This is a genomic window from Bacteroidota bacterium (genome assembly GCA_018692315.1).
Lineage (GTDB): Bacteria > Bacteroidota > Bacteroidia > Bacteroidales > JABHKC01 > JABHKC01.
Map to the genome: position 1 here is coordinate 32,025 of JABHKC010000158.1, position 19,065 is coordinate 51,089.

Annotated in this window: 20 protein-coding genes; 7 read left to right on the forward strand and 13 right to left on the reverse strand. The window is 30.7% G+C overall.

From position 1 onward, the window contains the following. The first annotated feature begins 109 nt into the window (after positions 1-109). Complete coding sequence (locus HN894_12075) at positions 110-766, forward strand: deoxynucleoside kinase (GenBank protein ID MBT7144057.1); 657 nt, start codon at positions 110-112, stop codon at positions 764-766. Positions 767-878: 112 nt separating this feature from the next. On the opposite strand, the gene HN894_12080 is transcribed toward HN894_12075, so the two are convergent. From HN894_12080 to HN894_12095, 4 genes are all read right to left on the reverse strand, one after another. Further along, entirely contained in the window at positions 879-1,934 is a 1,056-nt protein-coding gene (locus HN894_12080) for a hypothetical protein (protein ID MBT7144058.1), read from the reverse strand. Positions 1,935-1,936: 2 nt separating this feature from the next. Then, positions 1,937-2,479 (reverse strand): hypothetical protein, encoded by a 543-nt coding sequence (locus tag HN894_12085; GenBank protein MBT7144059.1) that lies wholly within the window; start codon positions 2,477-2,479, stop codon positions 1,937-1,939. Continuing rightward, positions 2,476-3,018 carry a sigma-70 family RNA polymerase sigma factor gene (locus tag HN894_12090; protein MBT7144060.1) on the reverse strand — a complete coding sequence of 181 codons (543 nt, stop codon included), beginning with the start codon at positions 3,016-3,018 and terminating at the stop codon, positions 2,476-2,478. Before HN894_12090 ends, HN894_12085 begins: the two co-directional genes overlap by 4 nt. A 137-nt stretch (positions 3,019-3,155) precedes the next feature. Next, on the reverse strand, positions 3,156-4,457 hold the full coding sequence (locus HN894_12095) for a T9SS type A sorting domain-containing protein (protein ID MBT7144061.1): 1,302 nt from the start codon (positions 4,455-4,457) through the stop codon (positions 3,156-3,158). Between the two features lie 130 nt (positions 4,458-4,587). Here HN894_12095 and HN894_12100 point away from each other — a divergent pair, with 130 nt between their 5' ends. Then, positions 4,588-6,399: a T9SS type A sorting domain-containing protein gene (locus HN894_12100; GenBank protein ID MBT7144062.1), complete on the forward strand. Its 1,812-nt coding sequence runs from the start codon at positions 4,588-4,590 to the stop codon at positions 6,397-6,399. Between the two features lie 24 nt (positions 6,400-6,423). Then, positions 6,424-7,182 carry a T9SS type A sorting domain-containing protein gene (locus HN894_12105; protein MBT7144063.1) on the forward strand — a complete coding sequence of 253 codons (759 nt, stop codon included), beginning with the start codon at positions 6,424-6,426 and terminating at the stop codon, positions 7,180-7,182. A 112-nt stretch (positions 7,183-7,294) separates the two neighbouring features. Here the strand turns inward: HN894_12105 and HN894_12110 are convergent, their stop codons facing one another. From HN894_12110 to HN894_12145, 8 genes are all read right to left on the reverse strand, one after another. Further along, positions 7,295-7,588 (reverse strand): hypothetical protein, encoded by a 294-nt coding sequence (locus HN894_12110; protein MBT7144064.1) that lies wholly within the window; start codon positions 7,586-7,588, stop codon positions 7,295-7,297. Between the two features lie 47 nt (positions 7,589-7,635). Beyond that, positions 7,636-7,773 (reverse strand): hypothetical protein, encoded by a 138-nt coding sequence (locus tag HN894_12115; protein ID MBT7144065.1) that lies wholly within the window; start codon positions 7,771-7,773, stop codon positions 7,636-7,638. Beyond that, positions 7,770-8,567 carry a DUF4065 domain-containing protein gene (locus HN894_12120; GenBank protein ID MBT7144066.1) on the reverse strand — a complete coding sequence of 266 codons (798 nt, stop codon included), beginning with the start codon at positions 8,565-8,567 and terminating at the stop codon, positions 7,770-7,772. Before HN894_12120 ends, HN894_12115 begins: the two co-directional genes overlap by 4 nt. Before the next feature lie 191 nt (positions 8,568-8,758). Further along, a complete protein-coding gene (locus HN894_12125) occupies positions 8,759-10,315 on the reverse strand; it encodes an aromatic hydrocarbon degradation protein (GenBank protein MBT7144067.1) in 1,557 nt (518 codons plus the stop codon). A 94-nt stretch (positions 10,316-10,409) separates the two neighbouring features. After that, entirely contained in the window at positions 10,410-12,182 is a 1,773-nt protein-coding gene (locus HN894_12130; protein MBT7144068.1) for an ABC transporter ATP-binding protein, read from the reverse strand. Between the two features lie 32 nt (positions 12,183-12,214). Then, positions 12,215-12,697, reverse strand: coding sequence for a signal peptidase I (locus HN894_12135; protein MBT7144069.1), 483 nt, complete (start codon positions 12,695-12,697; stop codon positions 12,215-12,217). Continuing rightward, a complete protein-coding gene (locus tag HN894_12140) occupies positions 12,690-13,601 on the reverse strand; it encodes a hypothetical protein (GenBank protein ID MBT7144070.1) in 912 nt (303 codons plus the stop codon). The genes HN894_12135 and HN894_12140 overlap by 8 nt, the downstream gene beginning before the upstream one ends. A 29-nt stretch (positions 13,602-13,630) precedes the next feature. Beyond that, complete coding sequence (locus HN894_12145) at positions 13,631-13,915, reverse strand: PqqD family protein (GenBank protein MBT7144071.1); 285 nt, start codon at positions 13,913-13,915, stop codon at positions 13,631-13,633. A gap of 43 nt (positions 13,916-13,958) precedes the next feature. Between HN894_12145 and HN894_12150 the strand changes: the two genes are divergently transcribed. The 4 genes from HN894_12150 to HN894_12165 all read left to right on the forward strand — a co-directional run bounded on the left by HN894_12150 (position 13,959) and on the right by HN894_12165 (position 18,371). Next, on the forward strand, positions 13,959-15,137 hold the full coding sequence (locus tag HN894_12150; GenBank protein MBT7144072.1) for a nucleotidyltransferase family protein: 1,179 nt from the start codon (positions 13,959-13,961) through the stop codon (positions 15,135-15,137). 70 nt (positions 15,138-15,207) lie between these two features. Beyond that, positions 15,208-16,941: a T9SS type A sorting domain-containing protein gene (locus HN894_12155; protein MBT7144073.1), complete on the forward strand. Its 1,734-nt coding sequence runs from the start codon at positions 15,208-15,210 to the stop codon at positions 16,939-16,941. A gap of 9 nt (positions 16,942-16,950) precedes the next feature. Then, positions 16,951-17,499 carry a rhomboid family intramembrane serine protease gene (locus HN894_12160; protein MBT7144074.1) on the forward strand — a complete coding sequence of 183 codons (549 nt, stop codon included), beginning with the start codon at positions 16,951-16,953 and terminating at the stop codon, positions 17,497-17,499. A gap of 23 nt (positions 17,500-17,522) precedes the next feature. Further along, positions 17,523-18,371 carry an aminotransferase class IV gene (locus tag HN894_12165; GenBank protein ID MBT7144075.1) on the forward strand — a complete coding sequence of 283 codons (849 nt, stop codon included), beginning with the start codon at positions 17,523-17,525 and terminating at the stop codon, positions 18,369-18,371. Positions 18,372-18,395: 24 nt separating this feature from the next. Here the strand turns inward: HN894_12165 and HN894_12170 are convergent, their stop codons facing one another. Then, a complete protein-coding gene (locus tag HN894_12170; protein ID MBT7144076.1) occupies positions 18,396-18,986 on the reverse strand; it encodes a YqgE/AlgH family protein in 591 nt (196 codons plus the stop codon). Positions 18,987-19,065 lie beyond the last annotated feature (79 nt).

Here is a 19,065-nt window from a genome sequence, read left to right on the forward strand (position 1 = left end):
CGCTAAGTTGTTTAGAAAGACTATTCTCTCGCAAAGCCGCGAAGTCGCAAAAAAAACCAAAATATCTTAGCAACTTAGCGAGAAAAAAAACTCATGCAGAGCTGCGAAATTGCAAAGAAAATACACAAAAGTGAAATACAACTACATAGTAATAGAAGGAAATATCGGAGCAGGAAAAACTTCGCTCGTGAAAATGATTGCTGAAAAATTTAATGCAAAAACAATTTTCGAACAATTTGCCGACAATCCTTTTCTTCCAAAGTTTTACAAAAATTCTGAGCGTTTTTCTTTTCCACTCGAGCTTTCATTTCTTGCCGAACGATATCATCAACTTAAAAAAGACCTCAGCGACAGAGATTTATTTAAAACATTTACAATTTCTGACTATTATTTTATGAAGTCGTTGATTTTTGCAAAATCAACACTTGCCGATGACGAATATAAATTATTTAAAAATCTATTTTTTATTATTTACGAATCGCTGCCAAAACCCGATTTGTATGTTTACCTACATTTGCCGGTAGAAAAGCTAATTGAAAATATAAAATTGCGAGGACGAAATTACGAGCAAAATATTGAAGCGAATTATCTAACAAATATTCAGAACGGATATTTCAATTATTTCAATCAGCAAAAATACATGAAATTCCTGATTATTGACAAATCAAATATTGATTTTGTTAATAGCAAAACTGATTTTGAAAGTATTGTTGATGTTATTTTCAATAAGGATTATTCTGTTGGGATTAATAGGATTCTAATTTAGAAAAATAAATTATTAATATTTGCTTTTAAACCTTTTAATAAAACAAAAATGGTTTCAAATTGCAATTCTCTAAAAACCACAACTTGAAACCTGCAACCAATAATAATTTCTTCTAATCCAATTCAACATTTCCATACTTGCTAACTACAGTAACCTTCGATTTTGTGTTATTATCTGCACCAATAAATCCATGAACTTCAGATTCAGAGCCATCAATTTTACGCTGAACATCGCCTTCTGATGGATAATCAATTTCGCAATATTCGAGTTCGGCATTTAATTTATAGGAAGCATTTTCGTCTATACCAATTTCTATACCTCCATATTTGTTTTCAATATTTATACTTTCAAAATCTATGGGAACATAATTTATTTCACAATTCCCATATTGCATATCAACATCAATTTTATCGCTCACTTCATCAATTTCTATTGCAGTAAATTTGCCTTCATAAACAAAATTCTGACAAGTTCCAAGATCATATCCATCGTATTTGGAATCGATTATTACAGATTTACTGGTTTCTAAATCAACATTAGTATAGCGACTAACTATAATTAAAGTTTTACTGTCGGTCATGTTTAGGTTCGAATATTTCAAAATAATTTTTGCATAGGTACATTTTGAAATATCCCCATTTGAATACGATAATTTTATTTCAGACATTGGTTTGGTATTCTCAAACAACAGTTTGTTTGCCTTAAGATTACCATATTCAATATTCAATTTTGTTTCGCCTGAAGTTTCGTTTATGAAAACATCGCCAAATTTATTCGAAACGTCAAGTTTCAAATAAGTTGGAATTTTAATATCATAATCGATTGTAAAATCTGCATTTCTGATTTTTTCCGTTATTTTTGTTATTGCCGAAATTACATCTCCTTCCTGAGAAATTGAAATACTTATTTTTTCAAAAACATCATCGGCTTTATCCTCTTTTGAAGTTTCTACTGTGATAGTTACGTCAATCATTACTGAGTTTTTCTCCCAGTTTTTTAAACTTACATAACCATACTTATTCTCTACGAGAAGCTTGGTGTTTTTGTCTGCCGAAAATTCTTCATGGAATTTTTTCGTAAAATTTTCATCAGATTTTGCCAATACATTCAATACAACTATTGATATGAAACAAAATAATAGGACAAGTTTTAAATTTACATTTTTCATTTCTATAAAATTTTGGGGTTAATATTATTCAATTCATTAATGATTTTGTCTAAAAGTTCTGTTTTTATTTGATAATTTCGAATCATAGCTTCAATAATTCGCGAATCGTCGCCGTTTGCTCCTAATTCTTTTTGCAATTCGCTATAAGATGTTTCAATTTCCTGAAATTCTTTACTGAGAAATTCATTTTTGATTTTAGAATCAAAATATGATATCTTAGTAAGCACCTTTAACTTTTGTTCAATTTTAGAGCAATAAAAAACTTCAATCTCTTCATAATAATCGGAAATATCGCTTAGGCATATTTCTTGAATTTCTGAAAGATTATCAGCATTTTCTTTAATATTGGTGATGAAAATCAATGAAACTCCAAATATAAAAATGAAGATAGCTGCTATTTTCACAAATTCATTTATAGGAAATTTTATTTCTCTCGGATTTTCAATACTAATTCTATTCATAAATCTCCTAAAATGTCCTTCGTCCGGCTCAAAGCTATCGAAAGACTCTTTGTTTTCGTTTATAAATTGGCTATAATTTCTCATGCTAATTTCTCTAATAGTTTTTGTTTCCCTCTGGTTAGTAAGGTTCTCGAATTCGATTGCGTAACATTCAGTACTTGACTAATTTCTTCGTGGTCAAATCCTTCAAATAAATACAAACTTAAAACAACTCGATATTTTTCCGGCAGGTCGTGCATTGCTTGTTTAATTTGAATTATTTTTTCTTGCTTATTTTCGTTCAGATTTTGGTTTTCTTCAGGCATACAATTTTCAGAAATTTCATTTATTTCGCAAAAATCCATTTTCTTCTTTTTCAAATAATCTATCGACCTATTTATCACAATTCTTTTTAGCCAGGCTCCAAAATTGTTTTCGTTCGAAAATGTATTCATTTTTTCAAATGCAGTTAAAAATGCCTCCTGCATTACATCTTCAGCCTCAACTTTATTATTAATAATTCTTAAACTTGTGTTAAACATTGCTTTATAATACAATTTATATAACTGATACTGTGCTTTTGAATCTCCTGTCCGGCATCGGTCAATAATCTCATTTTCAATATTCAAATATTTATTTTTCAAAATTTTGTCTCTATTTTAATGACGACAATTTATATTGAATGCTACAATTTTATGATATTCTAATTTGAGGATTCGAATTTTTGCAGTGCTACTGGACAGTATTTTAAAAGAAAACATGCAAGTAAATAGCTGAATTTCTACAATTTAATTATTTTTTGAACTTTCAATATACTAGTTTCATTCGATATTTTCAAAATATATAATCCTGAAGAAAATTTATTCATCGCTAATGTAAAATCGGTTTTCCCTTCATGAATATATATTTTTTGTGAAAACAATAATTGTCCGTAATGCGAAATAATTTCAAGAGTTAAACTTTGTTTTTCAATTGCTTGAATATTTATTTTAAGTTGCTCTTTTACAGGATTGTTCAAATTGATGCATATTGATTCGTCAGATATATTTTCTTTGACGCTTACTGGAATTTGAGCAATTTCTATATCTAAAATTACTGGCAAATGGTCTGACATTTCAAGAAGCGAATTTAATACTGTTGAAGAAACGCTATTGTTTCCTTGATATTCAACCGAACTGTTAAAATGACTTCCATCTTGCCCGACAGCCCAATACGAATTGTTCACATATTGAACATCGTCTGTCCCGTATATTATTTCTTCGGAAGCCAGGATGAAATCAAATCTGTCGTCGAGCCCACCGCCAGAAGCACAACCGTTCGAATAATAATTTGACGACTGAGTATGAAAAGCTGCAAAACTTGAATTATTATACCATGTACCTATCTGATTTACAGGATCATAAAATCTAATTGAAGGATTTGGGTAATTAATCAGATTCTGAAATGCCTGTTCCGAGCTATTTTTAACATTAAAATCGCCCATGAAAAAACAATTGCCCGCAATATTATTGTTGTTCAAATAATTCATAGCATTTATGGTCATTGTTGCTCGTGAGCTTTCATCAGATGAATTGCTGCCCGATTTCAAATGACAAACTATGCAATTTAGAAAAACTGTATCGTTGTAGAGAGCAAGTTCAGGCGAATTATAGTAGAGACGATACAAATTAATATCCCGAATATAGGTGTTTACAATTTCTTGAGAATGAAGTGTAAGTTTATCGGAATTGTAATATAGTTGATTGATGATATACGAATAAGCAATATTTGTAATATTTGCTCTTTGAAAAGAACTTATCCCATTTATATTCAAGATACTATCAAGAATTCTGTCATGGTAGGTAGCATTATCACCAATTTCGTTTACAACAAAAATATCTGGCTTTGTATAATCAATTATTGTTCGTAAATATTCGTCTTTATCAGTTGGATTGTTTACCGAAATATCGCAATATCCTGGCGGGAAATTACCATAGTTTAGCAAGTTATATGTCATTACTCTTAAAGTATCCTGTGCGAATATATTAAGATTCATAACTATTAATAAACTAAGCATTTTGAGTGCCAATTTTTTATTTTTCATAATATTTTTCTTACAAAAATAGTAATATAAAAATGAAACTGTGAGCATTGTTCATTGCTTATTAGAAATCTGTTTTTAAAATTACTTTCGTAAAAAATGAAAAAAATTGTATGTTTGTTAAAAAAACAAAATGAAAAATAAATATTTATTGACATTCTTTATAATACTTCTAATTTCATTTGGGAACCATATTTATTCGCAATGTCCCGGATGTGTGATTGATACTACCTGTTCGCCGCCTAACGATTTCGGACTTTGCCCCGATGATACTATAAATGTGATTGCATTTCAGGATACTTTCATTGATATAACTTTTAAAGTCCCGCTGCAATATACTGATAGCGCCACCAGTATAACTGTCAATGTTTTTTCAATTGAAATTTTGGCAGTAAATGGTGTTCCTTCTGGTTTGGATTGGGAATGTAACTTGTCTCCCACTTGCGAATATCCTGGCGGGGGAATGGGCTGCATAAGAATTTGCGGCATTCCACAGTCGGCTCCCGGAATTTATATTGCAACTGTCGATTTGAATGCCGAAGTTTCGATTGTTGGAAGTCAAACAATCTCTTTTGAAGTTATTTTTCAAGTATTGCAAAGTGGCTCTAACAATAATGGATTTAGTTTTTCACCAGCTTTTGCCTGCGATTCGGTGCATGTAGAATTTGAAGCTTTGTTAGAAAATTCTCCATTTCCAATCTCATATCAGTGGGATTTTGGTAATGGAAATTCTGACACACTACAGTTTCCAGAAACTCAATTATACTCTCAGCCAGACACTTATCAGGTTATTTTGCAAACTACACTTATTGATTATGTAATTGTTGATGTTACTGCAAATTCACAAGGCAATTGGTATGCCGGCGATGTAGAAGAACTGTGGACATGGATTGGTGATCCCGATTTGTTTTTTGTTCTTGAACACGGTGCAGGGCTCTATACATCATCTACTATCGACGACGATTTGACTGCACATTGGACAGGATTAAATATAGTTCTTGCCGACACAAATATTATTTTGAATTTTTGGGACGAAGATTTTGGTCCACCTCTTGGTTCATCAGATGATGATGGAGGAATTTCGCAATTAAATATTTCGGGCGCAGGTGTTTATAACTATTCTACAACCGGGGGCAAAGTAAGCGGGACTGTAACCGTTGAAGAACAGATCGGTTTGGTATTTTCCGATACCGATATGGTAGTGGTTTATCCATCGCCTACAGAGGTAGATATCGATGTTTATCCATCACAAGAGGTTTGCGAAGGCGAGCAAATTATTTTGAACTCTAATGTAGAAGAAGGCTTGCAATGGTTTTTCAATGGTTCAATCATGTCTGGTATCGACACTTCCATGCTTGAAACAAGTGTGTCCGGCATTTACAATCTTGTTGCTACGAATAATTATGGTTGTACAAACCAATCAGATACAATCAGTTTAGTTTTTCATCCTTTGCCGCCGCCTCCTTTTTTCTGGATAATTTATGACACTTTGCAAACAAATCTCACAGGATACGATCTTCAATGGTATTTTTATGAAAATGAGCTGAGTGAGGAAATTATCGGAGCAAACGATTTAATTTATGTTGCTGATGAAAGTGGATATTATTTTGTTTTGGCAACAAGTGGTTTTGGTTGTATTAGCAGTTCCGATACGGTTTTTGTTACAAGCTATTCTATGATTGAAGGAAAAGAATTAACAAATGGACTAAAAATTTATCCAAATCCTGCTCAAGAATTCATTTCAATAGAATTTGAAAATATCGCTGAAGTAGAAAAAATGAAAATAATTGATTCTTTTGGGAAAATACTTTTCGATGAAAATCTCGACCTATTTCAAACATATTTTTTAAGAAAAATCAATATAAAGAATTTTCCTGCCGGAATCTATTGTATTCAATTATCATCTTCCGAAAATACTGAATCTTATAAATTTATAATAAATTAAAATCTCAACCAAAAATTTTGACATATGAAAAACACAACCTTATCTTTTTTATTTGCAGCTATTTTAGTTTTTGCGATTTCTAATATTTATGCCCAATGTACACCTGATGCCAGTTGTGTTGATACAGAACTTCCTGGAGAAATTTGCCCGGACACTTTATCAGAAGGTGTAAAATCGGAGTTTTATAGCGAGGTAATTACAATTATTCCACCTTATGAAGCAGATTTGGGAGACAGCATAATTGTTCCTATTTCAAAAATTGTTTTGACAGCTATAGAAAATATTCCGCCCGGATTAAGTTTTGCTTCAAATGAACCATCGCAAGAATTTATTGTTGGCGACACAAATTGTGTTTTAGTGAGCGGAACTCCTACCGACACAGGAACTTACTATTTAAAAATAATTACAGATGTTTATATAGGGACTATTCTATTTCCAATTTTTGCTCAGGAATATGTCGATTCTACTTCAGTTTTCATTAAAATAAATTCCGAGGAATTGGGCATTTCTGAAAACCAAAGTTTAGATTTTTATATTCTTGAAAATGAGCCTAATCCGTTTTCATATGAAACTTCAATTGGTTTTTATTCTGTAAAATCAGCAAAATCTGAATTGCAAATTTTCAATCAATTTGGGCAATTAATTTATTCTGAAAATAAATATTTTCTTGCCGGAGAAAATTATTTTGATTTTACTGGCAGAAATCTAAAAAGTGGAATTTACTTTTATTCTGTTTTTGATGGGATAAATTATGTTGGGGGTAAGATTGTGAAGGCTGATTAACTAATGATTATTATTTTAAACCGAATGTTTCTTTACTGAAAAACTGTTCATAGAGGCTTACGTTTTTTTATAACATCATTAATAATTTTTTCAAAGAAAGTTATTTTTGTTACTAAATTCTATTTTTAAAATTTCTCAAAATCCGCTCCCTATCCTCATTTTTCTTATTTGATTTGTGGAATATTTCAATCAAAATTATTTTTTGTTCTTCCTCATATAAAGCATAAACAATTCTAAATCCTGAATTACGTCCCTTGCCCTTAAAACTTCTACTAGCTATTTTTTTAATATTAATGATACAAGTTTGTATTCCTAATCCATCTATTCTAAAACTAAAAGGAGGATTCTCATTTGGCCTAATATTTAAAACTTTCTTAAGGGGACTTCTAAAAATAGTAAATTTCAAGGCGTAAGAAATTTAAAAACCGGAGTTTACTATTGTAAATGAGGATTTTAAAATTGCGAAACAACGAAGAAATTTGCATTTTTAGAGGGTTCCTTAACAATTTCAACATCCTCAGCAATTGTTCTGTACTTTCTCGAAAGCTTTTTGATGTCTTTCCTAAATTCAACAAGTTCGTCTATTGTCATAAAGCACCTTCGTTTTCATCGTAATTCCTGACTGAATAAGGTGATTCTCTATAAAAAGCTAATTCATAATCAATTGCTTCGCCTTCTTTCGAAGCCAACCAAGGAATATCTTTATGCGAATATTCACTTATTGCCGAAGCAGACCAATCGGAGAATTGGGCTATTACCTTGTCTATAACATCTTTCTCGCTGGCACTGAAACTCTTCAAATTTGGTTTAGTAAGCGGCAGATATCTTTTTTGTGGATATCCATGATAATCTACATTAATTCTTTGTAATTGCTTGTTGGCAATCATTTGATTAATAATAATATCAAGTTTCTGCGGTACAGGCCCGTATGGCAATTTCCTATATTCAGCTCCGGTCAAATGTTCTTCGTAAATCTCATAATAATTAAAATCGGAGAAATAAAATAATTTGTAAAGTAGAGTTTCGCCAACATTTGGTTTGCCAGCACATTTTTCAAGAATATATAATAGAATATTTTTGAATTTGTTTACTCTCAGTTCAGGTATAGAAATCCTAATTTTTGGCTCCTCACTGGTTTCTTTTTCGTCAGCAATAATTTCAGACAAACTGAAATCTGAAGATAATAGTTTATCAATTGATATTAAGAAAACATCTGCTATTTTTTTTAGTTCAATCGCTGAAAGATTTCTTTTTCCTAACTCAATGTGTGTAAGTGAAGGGCGAGAAATTTTTAATAATTTTGCTAAATCATTCTGTGAATATCCTCTATTTTTTCGTAAATCGAAAATTCTTTGTCCAATTTCTTTTTGTGTTATTGTCTTCATATTTTTTTAGTTAGAATACAAAAATACGAAATGTTTAAATACAAAACAAATTGTTGTTTTAATTACTTACATTTTTCTTTCGTAATAATTTCACATCATTGGATAAAACAACAATGCCAAAGCTTAGAAAAAAACTTTGGCATTGTAGAAAATACTTCCAGAAAAAGGAATGATATTTTTAAAAATTATAATTAAAATAGTTTATAATCAATTCCAATAGAAAAAATCATATTGTCTTTATAATAGGTTTCTTTAACGCCAGTTAGACCGGTTGTAGGATAATCTATTAATTTTTCACCATCTTCATAAACTGTTTTCAACACTCCAAGATTTACAGTTAATGCCGGTGTTACTTTATATGCTCCACCAAATCCAACAGTATTTGTGCTTAAAGAATAGCTCATATCCGTATTATAGTCAGCAGTGGCACCAGTTTGTGCACGTAAGTAACCGATACTTAAAAGAAACTTGTCAGTAATGTCATACTCTAAGCCCATCCCCATTTCAATGAAGTTTTTATCAATTGTTTTGTCTTCGCCCCAATCAACATCTTTATCGAAATATAGGTGGTAGCCAACCGTTGCTTTTAATTTTTTCGATGCCTGATAACTTGCTCCGATAGAAAACATAGCTGGCATGTCTGAATCAGTTTTTGCACCGTCTGGAAATAATCCGCTGCCATCAACTTTGGTTGCATTTTCAAGCTCAAGTTTGGTTTTCAATTCGTATTTCAGACCAATATTTAACTTATTTTCTAAGAGTGTAAAATGTGCCCCAAAAATTGGAGTAATTCCTGTGCCTGTTTGCTCGGCATCAACTTCAACATCAGCAGTCTGGGCTGCATATCCGTTAAGTTGGTCGGCAGCACCTTGGTATGCGCCCTGAGCTTGTTCTAGCGTCATGCCAGTCGGATCAATTCCCATAGCAATTAATCCACCTTCCAATAGTCCTCGTGTTGCTGCATCAATTATTAGTCCTGCTTCAGCTTCATCAAATGTTAAGCCACCAACTCCACCATCAATAAATGGTTGCATTGACGCTGCACCTCCTGCCGGAGCTTGTGCCATGTCTGTAAAAAAGGTAGTTGCAGGAGTCATGGTAGTCCCAGTCAATTCTCCAAAAATTGGATTAACCATAATATTCTTAATATGACCTCCATAAGTGTTTTTTGCCATTACATATCTACCACCGGCATATAAAGAAATCATATCGTTTAGTGCATATGAAAGTCCGGCTTGAAGTCCCCAAAAAACAGAAGTACCTTCAAAATAGATATCAGCACTATATTTATCTACTCCGAATCCATTTGCCGCCATCATTGGTACAAGGTCTGAAACCGGGGTTTCAAAAGAAGGCAATCCGTTTTGGAATTCGGCACCACCACCACCACCAACAGGATTGAAGCCGAGCGATAGGGCTAAATTTCCTTTTTTATATGCAAAATATGCTCCCGGAAAAACCGGTGCACTGATACTTCCTTCAAATAATTCATTGTTCAAAAACATATATGCATTTGTTATCTCTTTATTTTGCCAAATAGATTGATTGTTTAGCGAGAAATAAAATCCATCTTCCAACTTTGTTAAGCCGGCCGGATTATAATAAACTGCATCAATACCGAGCGATGCATCACGAATTAGCATCCTAACATACGATGCACTTTGGTTTGTATTTGTAAGGATACCTCCTGCAAAAACATTAGCTGCAAAAAATACAGAAATTAAAATAATTGTGTAAAATCTCTTCATAGTTTCATTTGTTAGTTAAAAAATCGCAATATATAATAAATTTATTCATATCAAGTGATTATTTTTGTTGCCAAATCTCTGTGATTTTTTGAAATTATGTACGGTATTTTTCCGACTGGATATTGTACAAGTCAGCATATTTTCCTTTAAGGTGCATTAATTCTTCGTGAGTCCCCGATTCAATTAAATTTTCCTTGTCAAGCACATAAATTTTGTCAGCCATTTTAACAGATGACAGTCGGTGACTTATAATAATTGCAGTTTTATTCTTTGTAGCATTTTCAAAATTTTGGAGAATTTCGTATTCCGATCTCGGATCTATTGAACTTGTGGGTTCATCGAGAACAATAATTTGAGAATTTTTGTAAAAAGCCCTTGCTAGTGCAACTTTCTGATATTCTCCAATGCTGAGTTCCTCTCCATTTTCAAACAATTTTCCAAGGACACTTTCATACTTCTTTGGTAAATTTTCTAATTTCAAATCAATATTTGCAGTTTTTGCTGCTTTTCTAATCTTATTATCGTCATGGTTTTCAGCAATATTTCCAAAAGCAATATTTTCTTTTGCCGATAAATGATAGTGAGCATAATCCTGAAAAATGACACTTATATTTTCTCTGATTTCTTCAGTATTCATTTCTTCAATATTTACTTCATCAAACAAAATTTCACCCTTAGTGGGTTTATAAAATTTACACAAAAGCTTTATGAGTGTAGTTTTTCCGACACCATTTTCGCCAACAATAGCAATTGTTTCATTTACTTTTATTTGAATATTGATATTTTTTAAAACAAATTTATTCCCGTTTGGATATTTGAAATCTAAATTCCTAATACTAATTCCTTTACAAATTTTTGATGGAAAAGGAGTTGAATGTTTTGGTGAAACAATTTGCTGTGGCAGATTCAAAAACTCAAATAAGTTATTTAGAAAAAGATTATCTTCAAAAAGTCCTGCGATTCCTGAAAAAAGACTACGTAGAAAATCGAATCCTTTTTGAAATGCCAAGAAATACATTACCAAATCACCAAGGGTAATTTCGCCCCTGATGGCTTTATAACTTATGTAAGCATATGATCCGAAAACTGTTAGAGCTGTTGTAGTTTCCGAGACAAGGCTAATTAGAGTTTGCTTTTTAACAATTTTGAATTTTTCTTCCCGAAGAAGTTTTTTTAGATTTTTAAAACGTTCGATGAATATTCCGGACAATCCAAAAAGTCGAACTTCCTTGGCAAATCGTAATGACGTTAATAAGCCATTGTAATAGTCTGTTTTTCTTTCTGTAGGAGTTTCGGATCTTTTCCAATCGTAAATTTCTTTGGCAAATTTCAATCGAATCAAAATTCCCGGAAGGGTTGCTACAAGTAAAAGAATTGAAACCACCCAATGAAGCGTCATTATTAGACCAAAAATTAGCATTAGCGAAATAATGTTTTGCAAAATGTAAACAAGATTGTTTACTATTGAGTTTGGTCGGAAAGGAGCTTCAATTCTGGCTCTATGAAGAATATCGTAATAATTTGAGTTTTCAAAATATTGTAAATCTAATTGTGAAGTTTTTTTGTGGATAATACTATACATATAATCGCTCACAATTTGCGATTGATGTTCTCTTATTAAAGCACTTACAGATTTCAGTGCAGAGTTAATGAAGAAAATTATTCCTGCAAAAATTACGAAATACAAAACATTATAAAATGCTGATTCTTTATCGTTAGCAAGGGCTCCTTCTGTAACTGAATCAACAATCAATTTCATTAAAAAAATAATTGCTAATGGTAAAATACCTTGAACGATAGTAATGAAAGAATTTATGATAGTCCAAAAAGGAGCAGCTTTCCAGGCGAATTGTAATGCTCTTTTCAAATATAAATATTTTTTTATTTCAGTTCTTGGCTTCAAGATTTGACTCTAATTTGACTTTGCATTTTCCAATATATTCTAACAAAAATGTATATAATGACTAAGACTATTGAAGTTTTTGAAATTATATAATTTAGTTTTATAAAGTATTCAGTTTCAATATCTACGGTCTTGTTTTTTCTGTCGAAAGATACAATTTTTCCAATGTAATTTTCCTCTGAGATAGGACAATCTTTTTTTAACAATGAATCTCCTTTTGTAATTAGTGATAGTTTTTTATTTCGATAAATAATTTTAAGCAATCTATGAGCAATTAATTTTTCTGATGTTTTAAAAACTATTACGTCTCCAATTTTCAAATTTGAAATGCATATTTTCTTAACTAAACCAATATCTCCATTTCTTAAAAAGGGATACATACTTCTTCCGCCTAATCGAATTTTTAGTTCTTTACCTTGATCTAAAAAATCAACTGTAGCATTTTGAAGATTTTGCAAATCAATGTTATTTTTATTCAAAATGGTTTTCTTTTAAATATTGAATAACAGAGCTATCGGGCAAAAAACCAAGCTCGTGAATTGGAATTTTGTTTGTGATATCTGAAATAACATTCAGCATTTTATTAATTATTTTTTCATCGTAATTGTGCTGGATACAAAATGCCATGAATCGGGTAATTGCCTCAACACCCATTAGTTTTTTCGAAACATTTTGTTTGTTGTGATAAATAAGAAAAATATTGTTAAGAACAACTTTTTTTGAATAGTCGTTTTCGTAAACCGGTGTGTTGAAAATGCAATATTTATTTTCTATTTTTCTGATTATTAGCCTATCATCGTGAATTATTTTAGCAGAATTATTTTCACAAATCTTTGCAATAGTACTTTTCCCTGCTCCCGAAAAACCACTAAATAACATTCCGTTTTCACCAAATTTTATTCCAGAGGCATGAATCATTATTGCATCATTTTTCAATGTCAAATAATACAAAATGAGTGGCAGCATAGGATATTCAAATGGATTTATTTTTGAAATTTGTTGGTCGGAATATATATTCCAATTTTCAGATTTTAGGTCGAAACAAAGAGCCAAATTTGGAGAGTCTAAAGAACTTAAACTGGAGCTTAGGACAATATATTTATTTTTGAATTTACGAATGCTCCATAAATGTGATGATATTTCTTTCTTATTCCCTGAAATTTCTTCAATATATGGAGCTTTGAAAACTTCTTTGCTTTCTATAAATTCAGAGGGAATTTTTGCATGAACTTTTAGTGTAAGATCGTAGCTATTGCTTGTTTCAATAAGGAAATTATTGAGAATCGATTCTGTAAATAGTTTTATATTCTTACCTATGGCATGAACTAAAATATTGAAATTAGCTATTCGAATTGCAAATTTTGCATGTGTATTTTTTGCCATAATTAGTCGATTGAATTTATCGCTGAAATTTATACCACATCAAGCATTTTTTCGAGTTTTTTTACAAAATTTTCAAGGTCCAATTTTGCCGTAGCGGTATCAATCTCATATTCCTGGCAAAGCAAATTCAGTATTTCTTGAAGGCAATTTTTTCCATCAATGTTTTCCCAGATAAATGCCGCTACTTCTTTAAGTGTGAAAACATTTGTCATGTCGCCAACATTCCGATTTATTGGAACTAATATATATTCGTTTCCTTCTTTTCTTGATATTATTTTGTTGCTATGTTTGTAAATAATATTTAATGAATCCATTCTAAATTATATTAATTTTGTGCAAAATTAGCACAATATCTAAATGATTGAGTACAGCAATATTACTAATTTTAATTTATCTGTTGAAGATAAATTCTTGCTCGAATGTTTGAGAGATAAAGACAGAAGCAATTTTGCGGAGATATCTTCAGGTTCTAAATCAGAGTTGAATTGGAAATTGATTGCTAAAAAATATACTGAAAATGGCATTTCTCAATTATTATTCAAAAAACAAAAACTCATTGATTTGCCAATTGAAATTGCAGAATATTTTAAAAAGCAATATTATGCTACTCTCGCAAAGAACACCTTAATTTATAACAAATTAGATGAAATAATTTCTGAATTTAGAAAAGAAGATATCGAATTAGTTTTATTGAAAGGATGTCTGCTGGCAGAAACGGTTTACAATGATATTGGGCAACGTCCGATGGGCGATTTTGATATTCTCATTGAAAAGAAAAATTTAGAAAAATCATATATAATTCTCACAAAATTAGGCTATAAAAAATTGCATAATAAAAATGAATTTATTGAAAAATTGCAATTGACATATAATTATGGGTATGTAAAAGATATGCAACTTTTAGAGCTGCATTGGGATTTATTGCCACCACATTGTATTCATTCAATTAATATTGATGACTTTTTTAGCACAAAACAAAAAATTAAAATTTCAAATTCGGAAACATATATGTTTGCTCCTGAATTTTTATTGATTCATTTATGTTTGCACCTGAGCAGAAATTTTGGTGCAGGAGGTGTGCGACTATGTTGGTATGTAGATATTAAAAAGACTAGTGAGATTTTCAAATCGACGATTAATTGGGACGTTTTACTTGAAAAGTCAAACACTTTTTCCATTACTAATATAGTCTTAAGTCATCTTTTTATTGCCTATAAATACTTTGACACAGAAATTCCAGCCCATCTGTTTGCAAACAAAAACTTCAATAATGTTGAACAACTTTTTCTTAAATTGTATAGTCTTGGAGTTCAAAAGAAACTTGCAAAAACTGATCTTAGCTATTATAAAAAAGTTATGCACATCGAAGGATTTTTGAATAAAATAAGATTTTTGATGGGAAACCTTTTTCCTTCTGTGGATTATATAAAATCAAAATATTCAATAAAATCGAATCTTTACGCCTATTTCTTCTATCCTATTGAAATATTTTTACTTATTAAAAAGGTAAAAATCAATCTTTTTAAATTATCCTAAAATATTTTAAAGAATTATAAAACCCAAATTTATCTAAATCAATAACTAACCGATTAATAAATAACAAATTATGATTAAAAAATTAATGCTATTCGCTTTGTTTATTCTATCTATATTAGAAATATTTAGCCAAGGTTTGCCACATAAAATGACAGATTTTGAAAAACAGCAAATGCCACATTATTTAAACTCAATAGTTTCGAGAGGATTCACTCAACCTCCTGTTTCTCAAGTACGCACAGTTGCAGAATGGGAAGAGATGGATGCAATTATCATATCTTGGGAATCTTTTAGTTCTGTTTTGACAGAAATTGTTAGATATGCAAAAGAAGAATGCAAAGTTTTTATAGTCTGTTCAGATTCAAATTCTGTAAAAAATACATTAACATCAAGCAATGTTAGCTTGACAAATTTGGAATTTTTAATTGAAGCTTCAAACAGTGTTTGGATTCGTGATTATGGTCCAAATAATGTTTACACAAATGAAGTAGATTCTTTAATAATTGTTGATTGGATATATAATAGACCGCGGCCAGACGATGATGTAATTCCTGAAGCTGTTGCTAATAAATTGAATGTTCCTATTTATGAAACAACTCAGAGCCCATACGACATTATTCATGCCGGAGGAAATTTCATGTCAGATGGTTTCGGAACAGCCTTTTCATCAAATCTTGTTTTGGAAGAAAATCCTGGAAAAACCGAATCAGAAATTGATAGTGTTATACATAAGTTTATGGGTATTGAAAGGTATGTGAAAATGACTAATTTGCCATACGATGGAATTCATCACATAGATATGCACATGAAATTGATTGACGAAGAGACTTTACTTGTAGGAGAATATCCAACAGGAATTTCCGATGGCCCACAAATTGAGGCAAATTTACAATATGTATTAAGTAATTTTAATTCGATTTTTGGCACACCATATAAAGTTATAAGAATTCCAATGCCCCCTGAAAATGGGAATTATCCAAATGGATTGTGGAATGGAGCTGATTATCGAACTTATACAAATTCATTAATTATTAATAAGACAGTTTTGGTTCCAACCTATGAATATCAGTACGATACAACAGCACTAAGAATCTATAAAGAAGCCATGCCAGGCTACAATATTGTTGGGATTAATTGCAATGCAACAATTCCGTCAAGCGGAGCAATTCATTGTATTAGCCACGAAATTGCTACTAATGACCCACTCTTAATTTCTCATCAGCCTCATCTATCACTAATTGATTCTTCTACAGAAAACTATTTAATCGAAGCAAAAATAATACATCGTTCCGGCATTCAAAATGCCAGCATTTATTATAGAAATGACACTATAAATCCATATTTGTCTGCCTCAATGAGCTTATTAAATCTGGCTGATAATATATGGTCAGGAGAAATTACATCTCAGAATTTAATGGACACTATATATTATTACATTGAAGCACAATCCAATTCAGGGAAAACTCAAGTTCGACCAATAGTTGCACCTGCAGGATACTGGAAATTTACTGTTGCAAATAATACAATAAATATTGCTTCTAAAGATTTCCGAAATAATTTCAATATTTCTTATTCAAAGGCTTCCAAAAAGGTATTTATTACAATGAATAGTGATAAATTCCAAAAAGCAAGTTTGTCGATTTTCGATATTTTAGGAAAAGAAACTATTCTTTCAAATCCAAAAATAATTCATGAAGGATTAAATGACTTATCATTTTCAACCAGCAAATTCAAGCAAGGATTATATTTTGTTGTATTGAAAACCGAAAGAAATGCTTATACTGAAAAAGTGATTATTAACTAAAAACCAAAAATGACCTTAATTATAGTTGCACTTACAGCAATAGTCTCAATTGCTGCATTTAATAACAGACAAATATTTTATAAATTATTATTAAATCCTTTTCAGGTTTATCATCGGAAAGAATGGTATAGATTGTTTTCACATGGTTTGATTCATGCAGATTGGACACATCTAATTATAAATATGATTGTGTTATGGTCTTTTGGTAGTTCGGTCGAGTATTATTTAGATTCAAATTTTCTTTTTTTATTATTATACGTAAGCGCCATTTTAATTTCTACCTCAAATACTATACGGAAATATAAAGACAATGCAAATTATGATTCGGTTGGGGCATCAGGAGGAGTTTCAGCCATTGTTTTTGCAAGCATATATTTCGATCCATTTAGAAACATCTATTTCTATTTTGCGATTCCAATTCCAGGAATTGTTTTTGCAGCATTATATCTTGGATATTCATATTATATGAGTAAGAAAAATTCAGACAATATTAACCACGATTCACATTTTATTGGTGCAGTTATTGGCATTATTTTTCCCTTTATTCTTGGATATTAAACACTTAATCATTATTATTTTTAATGAGAACCTTAAAATATTGCAGTTTAAATGGCAAGTTTTTTCAAAGTAACAAGAGCGTTTTAACAATTCAAAATCGCTCTTTTCGGTATGGCGATGGCTTGTTTGAAACAATGCGTGCAAATGGGAAGGAGGTCTTTTTTTTTGAAAACCACTTAGAAAGATTGATGTCTGGCATGAAAATCCTTAAAATGAAAGTGCCACTTTCTTTGAATATAAGCAATTTACGTTATGAAATTAACTCACTTTTTGACAAAAATCATTATTACCAAGGTGCTCGGGTAAGGCTATCAGTTTTCAGAAATGAAGGAGGCTATTATACACCAATCACAAATGAAATTTCATATTTGATTGAAATTGAGAAACTTTCAACATCATATTATGAATTAAATGCAAAAGGTTTAATAATTGATTTTTATTCTGAAATTTATAAGTCGCATAACAAATTTGCCAACATCAAATCAAATAATGCACAATTATTTGTTTTGGCAGGAATATATAAAACTGAAAAAGGATTGGATGATTGTATTATACAAAATAGTTCGGAAAATATTGTTGAAACTATTAGCTCGAATATTTTTTTTGTGGTTGGGGATAAAATTTTCACACCTAATATTCAATCAGGATGTGTTAATGGAGTGATGCGGAAGCAGATTATTTCTATTGCAAAAAGCAGATTTGAAGTAATTGAAACTGAATTAAATGAAAATATTTGTATGGAGGCAGAAGAGGTATTTATTACAAATGCAATTCAAGGCATTAATTGGGTAATGGGACTTGGACAAAAAAGATTCTTTTCAAAAATATCCAGACTGTTAATCAGCGAGTTAAATAATAAATTGAATTTTTGAGAATGAATTAACAAAATAGGGCTGTCAATTTAAATTAGGATTCTCTGGAAAGTTTATCCAGGTTTTATACTCTTCCCCTAGATTTAAAATTGACTCTTTCCAAATTGATGGCTCATTTTTTCTCATAATAGTTTTGGCATCCAAATTTGAAACCAACCAAGAATTAATTTTTAATTCATCTTCCAATTGATTTGCGCTCCAACCAGAATATCCAATGAAAAATCGAATTTGGTTTTTGTTAATCAATCCAGATTTTATAATTTTTTTTAATTCACTAAAATTGCCTCCCCAGAATATTCCATCAGCAATTTCAACACTATCTGGTAAAAATTTTCCTAATGTGTGAATATAATGTACGGAATCAGTTTTTACTGGTCCTCCAACAGAAATTAATGAATCGAATTTTGGGAAATCTGTTAATATTTCATTCAATGAAATTTTAACAGGTTTGTTTAATACGAAACCAACACTTCCTTCCGTCGAATGTTCTGTGAGCAATATTACTGAACGTCCAAAATAATAATCGTTTAAGAATGGCTCTGCTATTAAGATTTTCCCGGGTTTTGGTAAAACCTTATTCGTTTCTATTTTAAAGAAATTATTATCAATATTCATAATAATACATTTTGTAAAATTTACGAAGTATAAAATTATACTATAAAAAACAAATTTCAACAATAATTTTCTATTTTTG